The following is a 15,131-nucleotide window of genomic DNA, read 5'->3' as shown; positions in this document are numbered from 1 at the left end:
GCGCGCAGCGAGGATTCCGGTCGCGGCGGTGCGTTCGGGGACGCCGCCGCGAGACGCCGGGAGTGCACGCCGAGTTGTGGCCTCTCCATGTACGGCCGTCCGGCGCGGCGGTGTCCGACAGGTGCGGATGATCGCCGGTGCGGCCAGCCGCCTCCTTGGGGGCAACGCGACGTTCCACCCATCCGCGCGGGCGCCCTGCCACCGGCCGGGACTCACGCGCCTTGTCCAGGAGGGACGCACCCCGATGCGCGAGAGCGCGGGCACGCCGAGCATCTCGGTGATCATTCCCACGTACAACCGCCGCGAGCTGGTCCGCAAGATGCTGAACCAGCTGGCCCGACAGGATGTCCCGACGGCCGAGTTCGAGGTGATCGTCGCCGACGACGGCTCGAGCGACGGCACCCGGACGATGGTGGACTCGTTCGCCGGCCGTCTGCGGTTGACGTACCACTACCAGGAGGACCTGGGCATGCGGGTCAGCCTCGCCCGCAACTGCGGGGCGAGGCTGGCGAAGGCGCCGCTGCTGTTGTTCGTCGACGCGGGCGCGATGATGGGCCCTGATTTCGTGAGGCGCCACCTGGCCGCGCACGCCGACCCGGCGGCGCGTCAGGCGGTGGCCGGTTACGCCTGGGGTTACAACCCGGAGTTCCCGCCCGGCCCGGTGCTGGCGGAGGCGCTGAGCCTGATCTCGCCGCAGAGAGTGCTTGATCGGTTCGGAGAGAATCCGGCGCTGACCGACATCCGCCATGTGGAGCTGGCGAAGTACGGCTTCGACCTGCAGCGGGTGCCGCTGCCGTGGCGGCATTTCTACACGATCAACTGTTCGCTGCGGGCGGAGGACTTCTGGGCGGCCGGCGGGTTCGACGAGGCTTTCGCGAAGTGGGGCATCGAGGACCAGGAGTTCGCGCTGCGGCTTCACCGGACGGGCGTCCCGCTGCGTTACCTGCCGGAGGCCTGGATCATCGAGTGGCCGCATGAGCGGGACATGCTGGCGCAGTGGTCGACGTTCGTGGAGAACCTCGCCTATCTGCTGCGCAAGTTCCCCGAGCCGGCGATCGAGCTCGGGATCATGGTGTCAGAGCACTACGAGTACATGCGGTGGGGCGAGCGGTATCTGGAGTTGGAGGCGTGGACGCGCGAGGCGCGCGGGCTGGCCGACGTGTCCGCGCAGATCGGGCGGGCGATCCTGCGGGCGGAGCTGGGAGACCGGATCGCCGTCTTCGGCTGCGGCGGCACGCTCCCGGACGGGCTGCCGCCCGCGGTGCTCGCGGACTTCGACCGGAGTTTGCTCGACCAGGCCGCCCGGTCCGGCGGTCACACCGCCCACCACCAGGTCGGTATGCGCACCACGCTGCCCGACCAGTGTGTTGACACCGTGATCATCACCTCGCGGCTGGCCGGGCTGTGGCAGCAGTGGGGCGCCGAGGTGCTGAAGGAGGCGCGGCGGATCGGCTCTCGGGTAGAGGTGTTCACGCACGCGGACGCCGACGCGAAGCCTGAACCGGCGGCCGCGTAGCGTGCGGCGCCGCGTCCGGCGACCGTCAGACAGCCACCGATCGAACAGTGCCGTGCCCGGTCGGATGCGGGCACGGCGCCGCGGCTGTTTCGGGCCCGGCGCCGGAAAGGAAGATGGACTGTATGGCGATAGTGCTGTCCGTCAACATCGGTGCGGCCCGCGAGACCGCGCACAGCGACGTGGGCGTGACCGGGATCGACAAGCGCCCGGTCGCAGGGCCCGTGTTCGTGCGGCCGCCGGAGGTCGGCAGCGCCCTCGAGGGCGACGTGATCTGCGACCACCGGTTCCACGGGGGCGCCGACAAGGCGGTGTACGCCTACGCCAGGGAGGATCTCGACCTGTGGTCCGCGGCCCTGGGTCGTGAGCTGACCGACGGGGTGTTCGGAGAGAACCTGACCACCCGGCACCTGGACGTCTCGCACGCGCTGATCGGGGAGACCTGGCGGGTCGGGCCGTCGGCGCTGCTGCGGATCACCGAGCCGCGGGTGCCCTGCCGCACGTTCGCCGGCTGGCTGGGCGAGCAGGGTTGGGTCAAGAGGTTCACCGGCGCCGCCTCACCGGGGGCGTACATGGCGGTTCTGGAGGCGGGTCCGGTGCGGGCCGGCGACCGGATCGAGGTGGTCGAGCGGCCGGATCACGGGGTGAGCGTCCGGGTCGCCTTCAAGGCAATGACGACCGAGTCAGGGCTGCTCAGTCGGCTGCTTGAGGTGGACAACCTGCGGGAGTACGCGCTCCGGAGATTGAGGTCGCCTGAGCCGGATGACGCTGACAAGGAGGATCCCGGAGCGGGCGCCGCGGACGAAGCGGGCGAGGACGACGCGGGCGCCGCCGCCTAAGTGGCGGCGTCGGAGCGGTCCAAGCCATGCACGCGCCGCTCAAGATGACTGGTCGTCCTACAGGTTCACGGAGGCGGTAAAACCGGGCAGCGGGGCGCAGGTGCCGCCGGACAGGTCGGCCGCGGTGACGCGGTGGTAGGTGGCGTGCTCGGTGGCCTCGGCCAGTCCGTGCATGGTGATCACGGCGATGTATTCGAAGCCAAACGTGTCCGCCCACGGGCCGAGCGAGGCGGGCGCCGGTGGTTCGCCGCCGAACACGACGTAGCGCACGGCGATGCGGGCGCCCTGGCGTACCCGGTCGATGATCGCGGGGCCGAGCGTTTCGAACGCAGTGGGAGTCTGGTTCAGGACGGTGACGCCGGAGGCGAGGACGAGGTCGGCGCAGGCGTCCGGGGACAGCTTCGTCCACGGGTCGGCGATGACTAGCCGGGCGCCGTGGATCAGCGCGCCCCACAGCTCCCAGGCCGAGAGGGCGACTGCGGCCGAGTGGTAGAGCAGCCAGGCGTCGTCGGGGGTGAAGTCGAACAGTGAACCGGTCGCGTCGAAGAGGGCTGTGACATTGCGGTGCTTGATCGGGATGCCTTTGGGGCGGCCGGTTGCGCCCGAGGTGTAGATCACGTAGCACACGTCATCGGAGGTCGGGGCGAGAGGTGCTGCCACGTAGGGGGTCGGGGCGAGATGCGGGGCCGCGTCAAAGGGCGGGTTGATAGGCGGAGCCGCGTCGAAGGTCGAGGCGAGAGGTGCTGCCACGGGAGCGGGCTCGGTTCCGTTTGCTTCTGGCCCGCCCGCTTCGATCAGGGTGCTGAGGTCAGTGCGGCTGAGCACCGCGGCCGTCCGGTGAGGCCCGGTTTGGACGTCGCCGATGACGGCGCGGGGGGCTGCGTCGTCGAGAATGAGGCGGTTACGGGAGGGTGGGCTCTGCGCGTCGAGGGGGACATAGGCGGCCCCGCGGCGCAGAACTGCCAGCAGCGCGGCTATCAGGTCGACTCCCGGCTCCAGTTGCACAGCGACGCGGTCGCCCGGTCCGACGCCGAGCCGCGCGAGCCGGTCGGCGACTCTCCGGGAGGCGGCGGCGAGCTGGGCGTAGCTCGTCGTGGCCCCGGCGTATTCGACGGCGACGGCGTCGCACCGCGCCGCGGCGGCTTGGTCGAACAGATTCAGGAGGGTTCGGCGGCCGGCGGCCTGGTCGGACAGGTCCAGGAGGGTGGAGTGGGCGCCGGCCTGGTCGAACAGGTCCACGGGGGTGGGGCGGGCGCGAGCTTGGTCGGACAGGTCCGCGGCAGCCTCGTCGAACAGGTCGAGGGGGGTGGGGTGGGCGCCGTTGCCCGCGTGTCGATCGTTCACTGGGAACGCCCTTCCCGCGCGCCGGACGCACCGGGTCGCGCTCCGCCGCCGATTATCCGGCGCGGCCGCCGGTCGGCGGTGTCCGGCGGGGGTGCGGTACGGCCCGGATACGGCGTCGCCCGGGGGCGGCCATACGGCGATTTACGGATGTGGCGGCGGCCGGTCAGGCGGTTCTGTTGATGCTGACATGCATGCCGCCGACGCGAGGGACGTGAGTCGATGAGTGACCGTCAAGCCCTGGTGGCCGAGTCTCCGGGCGGCGCGGACGGGACGCGGGCCCCGGCCACGGAGACCGAGCGGGCGCTGGCGCAGATCTGGGGCGCGGTGCTGGGCCTGGACGACGCGATCGAGCTTTCCGACAACTTCTTCGACCTGGGCGGCCACTCGCTGCTCGCGGTGGAGACCGCGGCGCGGTCGACCGCGGTGTTCGGCGTGCGGATCACCGTGAAGGCGGTGTTCGAGGCGCCGACGGTGGCGGGGCTCGCCGCGCGGATCGACGCGCTGCGGCTGGAGGGCAGATGCGGGTCCTGACGCCCGCCGCCCGGCCGAGTTCGCGTACTGACGCGCGCCGTGCCGTGCGGCGCCGCGCGGTGGGAGGAGGTGCCGTGGACAACCCCGACAAGCCGACGGTGCTGGTCGTCTACGACGTGGGGAGCACCCCGCCGACCCGGCTGGCCGAGGCCGCCGGGCGGCTCGGCTGTTCCCTGGTCTTCGTGTGCTCCCGGCCCTTTTCGGCGCACGTGGAGCAGATACGGCCGCTGCTGGAGATGTGCGGCGCGGTCGTGGACGTGCCGCAGGACGCGGATGCGCGCGAGGCCGCGGCGTTGGTCGCCCCGCTGCGGCCGGCCGGCATCGTGACCTTCGCCGAGTCGCGTGTCGGCGCGACGGCCGAGCTGGCGGCCGCCCTCGGCCTGCCGTATCAGGATGTCGCCGACATCCCGGCGATCACCACGAAGGCGGCGCAGCGGGAACGGCTGCGCGACGCGGGGATCGACGAGGTGCGGTGCGTGCGCGTCGAGCGGGCCGACCAGGCGGACGAGGCGCTGGCGCGGGTCGGCCTGCCCGCGATCGTCAAGCCGGATCTGGGCGTCGGGAGCCGCAGCACGGTACTGGTGCACACGGCCGAGGAGTTCCACCGCATCATCGCGGAACTGTTGGACGACCACGAGGGCGGCGCCCGCGAGGCGCAGGTCGTGGTCGAAGAAGCGTTCGTCGGGCGCGAGACGCCGAGCCCGTGGGGCGACTACGTCGCGGTGGACACGCTATCCCGCGACGGGGTCGTCGAGCCCATCTTCGCTACGGGCAAGTTCGCGCCGGCCGAGCCCTTCCGGGAACGCGGCGGTTACGGACCGCCGGTGCTGCCCGCCGCCGAGTTGGCGCAGGTCGAGAAGCTGGCGGTGCGGGCCGTGCAGGCGCTGAACATCCGGCACGGCGCGGCGGACGTGGAGATGAAGCTGACCCCGAACGGTCCGCGGGTGATCGAGGTCAACGGGCGGCTCGGCGGCTGGGTGGACGACCTGGCGGTGCGCAGCGGGATCGGGCGTCTGGCGGAGGCGGTGCTGAGCCAGGTGCTCGGCTTGCCTGCGGTACCGGTGGTTAAGGCACAGCGCATCGCGTACAACTACGTCGCCGCCTCGCCGGTCGCCGCGACGCGGGTGCGCGCGCTGTCGGGGCTGGCCAAGCTGCGGAAGCTGGACGGCGTCGAGCGGGTGACGGTGCTCAAGCGGCCCGGCGAGCGGGTGGACTGGCGGCTGGGCACCGACCCCGGGTCGGTCGCCGCGGTCGCGGGTGTCGCGGCCTCGCACGACGAGCTGGCGGCGCTGGTCGGCCGGGTCGCGTCGCTGGACTGGGCCGAGTTCGACGAGGACTGACGCGGCGCACTGGCAGGGATCTGACATAAGGGGGGCGGGCGGCCACAGCCGCGCGCCGTCGAGGAACAGGAGTAAGCGCATGGATCAACTCAGCCGGAGCGTCGGGGCGCCGTCGGCCGAGGCGACGACGGCCCTGATCGAGATGCCCGGCGGCGGGTTCACCCTGCCCGCCGCGCGGCAGGTGATCGGGCCGCGCGGCGGCGGCGGTGACCTGCCGCTGTCTCACGCGCAGGACCGCCTTTGGTTCCTCGCCCAGCTCGAACCGGACACCGACACCTACCACGTGCCGTTCGTGCTCGAACTCGGGGGCGCGCTGGACACCGCGGCCATGACCTGGGCGCTGGGGCAGATCGTGCGGCGGCACGAGGTGCTGCGCACGGTGTTCCGGGAGAACGGCGACGGGCCGCGCGCGTTCGTGCTGCCCTGGTCCGGGCTGCCGGTGCCGGTGCTCGACGTGCGCGGGACGCAGGACGCGGACGCGGTCGTGGCGCGGGCGGTGGAGCGGGTCACCCGGACGCCGTTCGACCTGGCTCAGGGTCCGATGCTGCGCGCCGAGCTGATCCGGATCGAGGACGACAAGCATCTGCTGCTGCTGTGCCTGCACCACATCGTGTTCGACGCGAAGTCCCGCTCGGTCTTCTTCGACGAGCTGGGGGCGCTGTACGGGGCGCGGGTCTCGGGTGTCGAGGCCAGGCTGCCGGCGCCGCCGATCCAGTACGGCGACTACGCGGTCTGGCAGCGGGCGGAGCAGGGTTCTGCGCTCGAGGAGTCGATGGACTACTGGCGGGCGCAGCTGGCCGGGGTGGACCCGGTGCTGCAGCTGCCGACGGACCGGCCGCGTCCGGCGGAGCGCACGTTCCGGGCGGGCTTGTACGAGTTCGAAGTGCCGGCGGACGTGGTCGGCCGGGTGCGCGTGCTGAGCCGGGCGCACGGGGTGACCATGTTCAGCGCGGTGCTGGCGGCGTTCCAGGTCGTGCTGTCCCGGTACACCGGGCGGGACGACTTCCTGGTGGGGGTGCCGTCGGCGAACCGGGCGGTGCCGGAGCTTGACCGGTTGATCGGCTTCTTCGTCAATACATTGGTTCTGCGGGCGGATCTGCGCGGCGACCCGACGGTCGAGCAGTTGCTCGACCGGGTCGGGGACGCGTCGCTCAGCGCCCTGGAGCACCAGGCGGTGCCGTTCGAGCGGCTGGTGGACGAGATCGCGCCGACCCGGGATCTGAGCTACACGCCGCTGATCCAGGTGCTGTTCTCGTTCCTCGGCGGCGACTCGGCCGAGCCGGAGTTCCCGGGGCTGCGGGTGCGCCTGGCGAACGACTCCGACACCGACGCCTCGGCGAAGTTCGACCTGACGCTGCGGTTCCAGGCCGGCTCGGACGGCCCGGGCTCGGCCGCGCTCGCGTACAACGCGGACCTGTTCGACCCGGAGACGATGGCGGCGATGGCCCGCCACCTCGGCACGGTCCTCGGCGCGATGGCCGACCGGGCCCAGGAGCCGATCAGCGGCATCCCGATGCTGGAGGCGCCGGAGCGGCGCCGCCTGACCCGGGAGTGGAGCGACTCGGGTGGCGTGCTGGAGGGGCCGCTGTCCTGCCTGCACCACCTGATCGGGCAGCAGGTGCGGGCGACGCCGGACGCGGTCGCGGTGCAGTTCGCGGACGAGACGCTGACGTATCAGCAGTTGGATGTGCTCGCGAACCGGGTGGCGCGGCGGCTGATCGCGGCGGGCGTCAAGACGGACGACATCGTCGGGGTCTGCGCCGAGCGCTCGCTAGCGATGATCGTCGGCACGCTGGGAGTTTTGAAGGCGGGCGGCGCGTATCTGCCTCTTGACCCGACGTATCCGCGGGAGCGGCTGGGCTACCTGATCGAGGACGCGCAGGTGGCCGCGATCGTGGCGCAGGGGCAGTTCGCCGAGCTGCTCGACGGGCTGTCCGGGGAGGTACCGCTGCTGACGGTGGGGCGCGATGGCGCGAACCCTGCGGACGGCGACCTGCCCGACACCGACCCGGAAGTCCCGGTGCTGCCGGACAACGCCGCGTACGTCATCTACACGTCGGGTTCGACCGGGCGGCCCAAGGGCGTCGTCGTCGGGCACGGCGCGATCTGCAACAACCTGCTGTGGATGCAGCGGGACTGGCCGCTTGATGCGGCGGACCGGCTGCTGCACAAGACCGCGTTCACCTTCGACGTGTCGGTCAAGGAGCTGTTCTGGCCGCTGCTGGCGGGCGCGCGGCTGGTGCTGGCGCACCCCGACGGGCACCGGGACCCGGCGTATCTTCGGGACCTGATCCGGGACGAGGGGATCACGGTCACCCACTTCGTGCCGTCGATGCTGCAGGCGTTCCTGGCCGAGCCGGGGGTGGCGCAGTGCCGGAGCCTGCGCCTGGTGATGTGCGGCGCGGAGGCGCTGCCGGTCAAGACGCACAACGAGTTCTTCCGGCTGCTGGGCGCGGACCTGCTGCACTTGTACGGCCCGACGGAGGCGGCGATCGCGGTCACCGCGTGGCTGTCGAGCGGCGAGAGCGAGGAGGAGCGGGTGCCGCTGGGCGGCCCGATGCCGAACTGCAGCATCTACCTGCTCGACGAGAAGATGGAGCCGGTGCCGGCGCGGGTGCCCGGGCATCTGCACATCGCCGGGGTGCCGCTGGCCCGCGGCTACCTGGGCGACCCGGTGAAGACGGCGCAGGCGTTCGTGCCGGACCCGTTCTCCCGCACGCCCGGCGGGCGGCTCTACCGCACCGGCGACCTGGCCCGGTGGCGGCACGACGGGCAGCTGGAGTTCCTCGGCCGCATCGACGCCCAGGTGAAGATCAGGGGCCTGCGGATCGAGCCGGGCGAGGTCGAGGCGGTGCTGTCGGGCTGCCCGGGGGTGGACGAGGCCGCCGTACTGGTACGCACCGGCGGGTCCGGGGCGAACGCCGTGCGGCTGGTCGCCTATGCGCGGCGCGGCGCGGGCGTGACGGTGACTCAGGAGTCGGTGCGCGAGTTTCTGCGCGCCCGCGTCCCGGATTACCTCGTGCCGGCCGCGGTGGTCGTGATGGACGATTTCCCGAGGCTGTCCAACGGGAAGCTGGACCGTGGAGCGCTGCCGGAGCCGGAGTGGCGCACCGGCGCGGCGGTCAAGGCCCCGCCGCGCACCGACGCCGAGCGGCGGCTGGCCGCGATCTGGTGCGCGGTGCTGGGTGTGGCCGACGTCGGGGTGCACGACAACTTCTTCGACGTCGGCGGCGACTCGCTGCTGAGCATCCAGGTGGTCTCCCGGGCCCGGCGGGTCGGGCTGGAGTTCACCGTGCGGGAACTGTTCAAGCACCAGACGGTCGCGGAACTGGCCGCGAGCCTGGGTGACGGGGCGAAGCCGGAGGCAGCGTCCGTGGTCTCGGGCGAGGCGGTCTCGGGTGAGGCGCCGCTGACGCCGATCCAGCACCGGTGGTTCGACCAGCGGCTGGACGACCTGTCCGGCTACACCCAGGAGCAGGCGTTCGAGCTGGATCCGGCCGCCACGACGGAGCACGTGCGCGCCGCGGTGAACTCGCTCGCCGACCACCACGACATGCTGCGCGCCGGGTTCACCCGCGCCGGGCGCTCGTGGCGGCAGGAGATCGCCCCGCCCGGCCGGGAGGTGCCGGTACGCGAGGCGGACCTCACGGAGGTGACGGACGGTCAGCTTTCGTCCCGGCTGGGCGAGCTGGCGGCGCAGCTGCGGCAGGAGGTGGATCTCGGCGGCGGTCTGCTGCGCGCGGCGGTGTGCCGGCGCGGCGGCGCGGCCGGGCCGGTCCTGCTGCTGGTCGCGCACCACTTGGTGGTGGACGGCGTCTCCTGGCGGGTGCTCGCGGAGGACCTGGAGTCGGCGCTGGAGGCGCTGCTCGCGGGCCGCACTCCGGAGCTTCCGGGGAAGACGACCTCGTACCCCAAGTGGGCCGCGACGGTCGCCGACTACGCGCGCTCGCCGCGGCTGCGGTCCGAAGCAGTGTTCTGGACCAAGCAGGCGGCGCCCGTCCCGCCGCTCCCCTTGGAAACTGCGGCCGGGGACGGCGGAGCTCGCGTCGACGCTCTCACCTGCGCGATCGATCGGCACATGGCCGACGCCCTGCTTCACGGCATCCCCGCCGCCAAGGGATTCGGGGCGCGCGACGTGCTGCTGGCGGCGTTCGCCGAAGCTGTGTCCGGCTGGACCGGCGCCGCTGAACTGAAGGTGGACCTGGACTCGCACGGCCGCACCGAGATCGCCGACGACCTGGATCTGTCCCGGACCGTCGGCTGGTTCACCGCGGTCTACCCGCTGCACCTGAACGTCGACCCGCAGCAGAGCCCTGACGAGCGGGTGCGGGCGGTGCGCGAGCGGGCGGAGGCCGTGCCCGAGACCGGGATCGGTTACGGGGTGATCCGGCACCTGCGCGACGACACGGTCTCCCGCACGCTGGAGGCGGCCGCGCCGGCGCAGCTCAGCTTCAACTACCTGGGCCGGTTCGACTCCCCCACCGCGACGCGGTCCGGGGACGGGCGCCCGCCGCTGGTCCGCCAGCTGCCGCTGCCGGACGACGGCGACCGGCTGATCGCCGCGCACCACGAGTACCCGCTGAGCCTGGCGGTCGCCGCGGTCGACGACGAGATGACGGCGACCTGGACGTATCGCAGCGACCTGATCCGCCCGGAGACGGTGCGGGGGTTGGCCGAGGCGTGGCAGGAGGCGGTGCGGCGCGTGGTCGACGGACCGCCGCAGCAGTCGGCGCCAGTTGCCGCCGAGGAGCGGCAGACCGCCGGTGCCGCCTCGGTGGCGGTAGCGGCTGAGGACCCCCTGCTCCTGCTCGCCGCCGGCGCGACGGACGCGCCGGAACTGGTGCTGGTGCACCCGGTCACTGGCAGCCCGCGCGGGTACACGCACCTGGCGCGGCTCCTCGGCGGGACGGCGGCAGTTCACGGCCTGATGGCACCCGGGTTGTCCGGGGAGGCCACGCCGCTCGAGTCAGTGCCCGAACTCGCGGAGGCGTACCTGGCCGCGATGGACGCGCGCGGCCTGGCGGAGCCGTACCGGCTGGTGGGCTGGTCGTTCGGCGGGCTGGTCGCCTACGAGATGGCCGCCCGGCTGACCCGGCAGGGCCGGAAGGTGGAGCTGCTGGGCGTCATCGACTCAGCGGCGCCCGGCGGCAGGACCCTGGCCAGCGAGGACCTGCTCGGGGTGCTGTTCGCGGCGGAGGTGGGCCGCACCGAGCCGCGCGGCCCGCTGGAGCTGACCGCCGAGGACCTGGCGGGCGCGGGACCGGACGGCGTCGCCGAGCTGGTCGCGGGTGAACTGGCCCGGCGGCGCGGCGACCGCGCGGCGGACTGGATCCCGCACGTGCACGCCCTCTACCTGGTCTTCCGGGCGAACATGCGGGCGGCGGCCGGGTACCGGCCGGAGCCCGGCGGCTATCCGGGCGACCTGCTGTCCATCGCGTGCGAGACCAAGTCGGCGGCGGACCGCACCCTCGGATGGCCGGAGTTCGTCGGCGGGCGCACCGCGCGGCACGTGATACCGGGCGACCACTACAGCATCGTCGAGCCGCCGAACGTGCAGGCGCTGGCCGACCTGTTGCTGCCCCACCTGGGCCTGGGTCCGCGGACCGACGCAGCTCGCTGACGTACCGATAGAACGGCTACCGAGCAAGAACGTGAACTGACAGGGAAGGGGACGAGGTGAGCGCGGTGCGGGACGAGGCCGGGCAGGATTACAAGGTGGTCGTCAACGGCGAGGAGCAGTACTCGCTCTGGCCGGCCGACCGTGGCAACGCACCGGGCTGGCGCGACGCGGGCGTCTCGGGCGCCCGGGACACGTGCCTGGCCTGGATCCAGAGCTCGTGGACCGACCTGCGGCCCGCGACGCTGCGGGCCCAGCAGGGGTCTGCGGCGCCCGCGCGGTAACGGCGGGCGGGCCGGGGATTCAAGGGGTTCTGGGATTCAGGGCGTTGCGGTCACGCGATGCCGAGGCTGGCGGCCCACGCCGCCACCTCGGCGCGCGAGTGCAGGCCGAGCTTCGTGCGCACGTGGTCGACATGGGTGTCGACCGTGCGCGGGGAGATGACGAACTCCTTCGCGATCCGCGCGCTGGTCTGGCCCCGGGCCACCCGGCGCACCACCTCGAGTTCGCGTGGGCTGAGCAGGGCGAGGGCTTCCCGCTCCGAGCGGGGGCGAGCGCCAGCGGTGTCGTGCGCCTCCCGGACCGGCAACCCCGCCTCGGCCGGGGAACCGGATATGCCGCGCTCCCAGTGCCGCAACGCCGCGGCAGCGCCGAGCGCCTGCCAGGCCTCTGCGAGAGCCGGATCGAGAACCGGGCCGCTGCGGACGGCGCCCACGCCGATCCGCTCCCACGCCGCCGCCTCGGCCCCGGCCAGCTCCAGCGCCCGCGCCGGTTCGCCGCGGGCCAGTTCGACCGTGGCCCGGGCGCCGGTCAGCGCGGCGGCCAGCGCCTCGTCACCGCTGTCGGCGACCAGGCCGCAGGCGGCGGCGATCGCCTCCGGGGCGCGCCCGGCCGGGTCGGTGCGCGCGGCGGCGAGCGCGAGCCACACGGCGGCGAACGCCTCGCCGAGAGCGTCTCTGCGGGCCCGGTACTGGGTGCGCGCCGCCTCGAGTTCCGCCTCGGGGCTGAGCGGCGGGTCGGCGGGGGCCGGGTCCAGCAGGACGGCGACGGCCAGCGAGCACCGGACTGAGGTGGCCTCGCGGCCTCGCCGGGACGCGCCCGCGCGCTCGACGGCGATGTTCAGCAGCCAGCGGGCCCGCGGGAAGTCACCCTCGAGCGCTGATAACACGCCGAGGCGCTCGGGGGTCCGGCTGTCGTCGGGCAGCAGCCCGGAATCCGCCGCGCGCTCGATCCAGCGGCGGGCGAGGGTGAAGTCGCGTGTTTGACCGTCAGCCGTGTGATCGTCGACTGTGTGACTGTCGGCCTGCGACGGCAGGGCGGGGCCGCGGCCGCCGCGGAAGCGGTGCGCGCAGTCGTGCCGCAGCCAGTAGCGGACCAGCACCGCGGCGATCGCGGCGGGCCCGGCCGGGTCGGCGGTTTCGTCGGCGGCGCGCAGCGCGGCGAGCAGGTTCGTGCTGTTGCGGTCGAGCAGCGGCAGGGTGGCCGCGGCGGCGCCCGTGCCGAGCGACGCGCCGATCCGGTCGGCGAGCCGTGCGCACCAGGCGGCGTGTGCGGCGACGGCCTCGGGCCATCCGCCGTCACGGCACAGCCGGGCTCGGGCGTCCAGGCGCGCGGGGGCGGTGAGCCGGAACCAGTCGTGGGAGCGCAGCACCAGATGCTTGTCGACCAGTTCGGCGAGCACGTCGATCAGGGGGCGGCCGCCGGTCTCCGCGCGCGGCGGGGCGCACACCGCCTCGACCGCGTCGAGGGTGAACTCGCCGGGGAACACGCCGAGGCTGCGCAGCAGCGCGCGGGCCGGGCCGGACAGGGCCGAGACGCTGTGCACGAGGCTCGCGCGCAGGCTGTGATGGCGCAGCCGGGCGGTGCGGTATCCGCGGGTGAGCAGGTCGACGCTCTGCTCGAGCCGCGCGGCGATCTCCTGCGGCGCCAGGACCGCGGTCAGGGCGCTGGCCATCTCGATGGCCAGCGGGTTGCCTTCGAGGGCGCGGCAGATGCGGGCGATCGCCGCGGCATCCTGCTCGGTCAGGGCTACCGGCCAGCCGGCGCTCGCGGCCCGGTCCAGGAACAGGCGCACCGCCGGGGAGGCGGAGACAACGGCGACGTCGGGCAGGTTGTGCGGGGCGGGCGGGCACGGCAGTCCCCTGAGGACGAACACCGATTCGCCGACTACGCGCAGCGGTTCTCGGCTGGTGACGAGCAGGTGCAGGCCGGGTTCGGCGGCGGCCAGGCGGGAGAACGCGGGGGCGCAGCCGGGCAGGGCGTTCTCGCAGTCGTCGACGACCAGGAGCACCGGCGCGCCGCCGCGGGCGATCCCGCGGGCGGCGCTCTCCAGGTCCTGGGCGCCGGTGCGCCGGCCGGGGGCGACCCGGCCGGCGGCGGCGAACCGGCGCGCGGCGACGAGGGCCGCGGCGGCCCGGCGGGCGGCGCGGGACTTGCCCGCGCCGCCCGGGCCGACGACGGTGACCAGGCGCCGCTGCGCGGTCAGCCGGCAGATCTGCTCGAGCTGCTCCTGGTAGCCGAAGTACCGGTCGTGCTCGGTGGTTCGCTCACGGTCCATCGGTCCCGGTCCGTCACGCCGCGGCCGGCTGCGACTGCGGTTCGGCCTCCGTCTGCGTCTCCTGCCCGGTCTCGGGCTGCGAGGTGGGCATCGTGACGCGCAGGAACTGCGGGACGCGCCAGACCACGAGCAGCGCACCGACGATGCACAGGATGCCGCCGGAGACAATGGAGAACTGGTTGCCCAGCGCCCCGGCGACCGCGCCCGCCTCGGCGTTTCCGAACGCGGGTCCAGCGTTGGCCTGAGCCAGCCACAGGCCGCTGATACGGCCGCGCAGCTCGTCGGGGGTGAGCAGTTGCAGCAGGGTGCTGCGCAGGATCTCGGAGAAGACGTCGGCCATCCCCGCCGCGGCGAGCATTACGAGGGCGAACGGCAGTGCGCGGGCGAATCCGAACACGGTGATCGCGATGCCCCATGCGCACACGGACAGCAGCACCACGAATCCGGGGCGGCGCACCCGGCTCGTCCACCCGCTGGCCACCGCGCCGATCAGCGCACCCGCGCCGGGGGCGGCGTACAGGAGGCCGACCGCGGTCGCGCCGCCGTGGAACACCCCGATGCCGAGTGCGGGGAACAGCGCCTTGGGCATGCCGAAGAACGTGGCGCTCATGTCGATGAGCAGGATGGAGCCGATGACCGGGTTCTGCCGGGTGTACTTCAGGCCGTCGCCCAGCGAGCGCAGGACCGAGCGCTTTTCCGCCGCGGCGGCCGGCTGCTCCGGGGAGGAGAGCGCGGCGATGCCCGCGGCGTAGACGAAGAACGCGGCGGTGTCCGACCAGTAGGCCACCGGCAGGCTGGCGCGGGCGATCAACAGGCCGCCGACGGCCGGGCCGAGCAGCCCGGCGAGGGTGTTGACCAGCGACGACAGGCCGGCTGCGGCCGGGTACAGCTCGGGGCCGACCATGGCCGGGACCATCGCGATGCGGGCCGGCGCGCCGATCCCGAACAGCAGGTCTTGGATCCCGACGAGCAGGTACAGCGGCCACACCGCCGGATGGTGGGTCATGGCGTTCAGGGCCATCCCGGCCGAGCACATGGCCAGCGGGAACTGTGTGATCAGCAGCATGCCGCGGCGGTTGAGCCGGTCGGCCAGCACCCCGCCGTAGAGCATGCCGACCACCGCGGTGAGGCCGCCGACCAGGGTGACCGCGCCGACCTGGAGCGAGGAGTGGCTCAGCACGTAGACCTGGTAGGCGACCGCGACCGTGGTGATGCTGCTGCCGACGATCGAGACCAGCCGGCCGAAGAACAGGTAGCGGAAGTCGCGGTTGCGCTTGAGGGGCGTGGCGTCGATCGCCAGTGAACCCAGTTTCATGATGGCCTTCCTGTGATGGCCTCGCGGGGGCGTGCGCCGCGTCGGCGCACGCCCCCGTCGTCGGCCGGTGGAGCT

9 protein-coding genes are annotated in these 15,131 nt (G+C 73.4%); 6 read left to right on the top strand and 3 right to left on the bottom strand.

Features of this window, described 5'->3' with window-relative positions; translation table 11 throughout:
- The first annotated feature begins 244 nt into the window (after positions 1–244).
- Positions 245–1,516 (top strand): glycosyltransferase, encoded by a 1,272-nt coding sequence (locus VGZ32_RS19665; protein ID WP_326887559.1) that lies wholly within the window; start codon positions 245–247, stop codon positions 1,514–1,516.
- Between the two features lie 113 nt (positions 1,517–1,629).
- Positions 1,630–2,352 carry an MOSC domain-containing protein gene (locus VGZ32_RS19660; protein ID WP_414642568.1) on the top strand — a complete coding sequence of 241 codons (723 nt, stop codon included), beginning with the start codon at positions 1,630–1,632 and terminating at the stop codon, positions 2,350–2,352.
- Between the two features lie 57 nt (positions 2,353–2,409).
- Here VGZ32_RS19660 and VGZ32_RS19655 read toward each other — a convergent pair whose 3' ends face one another.
- The gene (locus tag VGZ32_RS19655; protein WP_326887557.1) at positions 2,410–3,696 is read right to left on the bottom strand and encodes an AMP-binding protein; all 1,287 of its coding nucleotides are present in this window, start codon (positions 3,694–3,696) and stop codon (positions 2,410–2,412) included.
- Positions 3,697–3,915: 219 nt separating this feature from the next.
- On the opposite strand from VGZ32_RS19655, the gene VGZ32_RS19650 reads away from it, so the two are divergent.
- From VGZ32_RS19650 to VGZ32_RS19635, 4 genes are all read left to right on the top strand, one after another.
- On the top strand, positions 3,916–4,227 hold the full coding sequence (locus tag VGZ32_RS19650; protein WP_326887556.1) for a phosphopantetheine-binding protein: 312 nt from the start codon (positions 3,916–3,918) through the stop codon (positions 4,225–4,227).
- Positions 4,228–4,301: 74 nt separating this feature from the next.
- The gene (locus tag VGZ32_RS19645) at positions 4,302–5,567 is read left to right on the top strand and encodes an ATP-grasp domain-containing protein (protein ID WP_326887555.1); all 1,266 of its coding nucleotides are present in this window, start codon (positions 4,302–4,304) and stop codon (positions 5,565–5,567) included.
- Between the two features lie 79 nt (positions 5,568–5,646).
- The gene (locus VGZ32_RS19640; RefSeq protein ID WP_326887554.1) at positions 5,647–11,187 is read left to right on the top strand and encodes a non-ribosomal peptide synthetase; all 5,541 of its coding nucleotides are present in this window, start codon (positions 5,647–5,649) and stop codon (positions 11,185–11,187) included.
- 56 nt (positions 11,188–11,243) lie between these two features.
- Positions 11,244–11,468: an MbtH family protein gene (locus VGZ32_RS19635; protein WP_326887553.1), complete on the top strand. Its 225-nt coding sequence runs from the start codon at positions 11,244–11,246 to the stop codon at positions 11,466–11,468.
- A 50-nt stretch (positions 11,469–11,518) separates the two neighbouring features.
- Here VGZ32_RS19635 and VGZ32_RS19630 read toward each other — a convergent pair whose 3' ends face one another.
- Complete coding sequence (locus VGZ32_RS19630; protein WP_326887552.1) at positions 11,519–13,741, bottom strand: ATP-binding protein; 2,223 nt, start codon at positions 13,739–13,741, stop codon at positions 11,519–11,521.
- Positions 13,742–13,754: 13 nt separating this feature from the next.
- Complete coding sequence (locus tag VGZ32_RS19625; protein WP_326887551.1) at positions 13,755–15,056, bottom strand: MFS transporter; 1,302 nt, start codon at positions 15,054–15,056, stop codon at positions 13,755–13,757.
- Positions 15,057–15,131 lie beyond the last annotated feature (75 nt).

This window comes from Actinocrinis sp. (assembly GCF_035938995.1).
GTDB lineage: Bacteria > Actinomycetota > Actinomycetes > Streptomycetales > Catenulisporaceae > DASZGI01.
Note: the sequence above shows the minus strand (reverse complement) of the source record. Positions and strands in the feature narration are given on the sequence as shown.

Bases quoted from the DNA above. Each gene is read 5' to 3' on its own strand.
- VGZ32_RS19630 (WP_326887552.1), bottom strand. From the start codon at position 13,741: ATGGACCGTGAGCGAACCACCGAGCACGACCGGTACTTCGGCTACCAG.
- VGZ32_RS19660 (WP_414642568.1), top strand. From the start codon at position 1,630: ATGGACTGTATGGCGATAGTGCTGTCCGTCAACATCGGTGCGGCCCGC.
- VGZ32_RS19640 (WP_326887554.1), top strand. From the start codon at position 5,647: ATGGATCAACTCAGCCGGAGCGTCGGGGCGCCGTCGGCCGAGGCGACG.
- VGZ32_RS19665 (WP_326887559.1), top strand. From the start codon at position 245: ATGCGCGAGAGCGCGGGCACGCCGAGCATCTCGGTGATCATTCCCACG.
- VGZ32_RS19625 (WP_326887551.1), bottom strand. From the start codon at position 15,056: ATGAAACTGGGTTCACTGGCGATCGACGCCACGCCCCTCAAGCGCAAC.
- VGZ32_RS19650 (WP_326887556.1), top strand. From the start codon at position 3,916: ATGAGTGACCGTCAAGCCCTGGTGGCCGAGTCTCCGGGCGGCGCGGAC.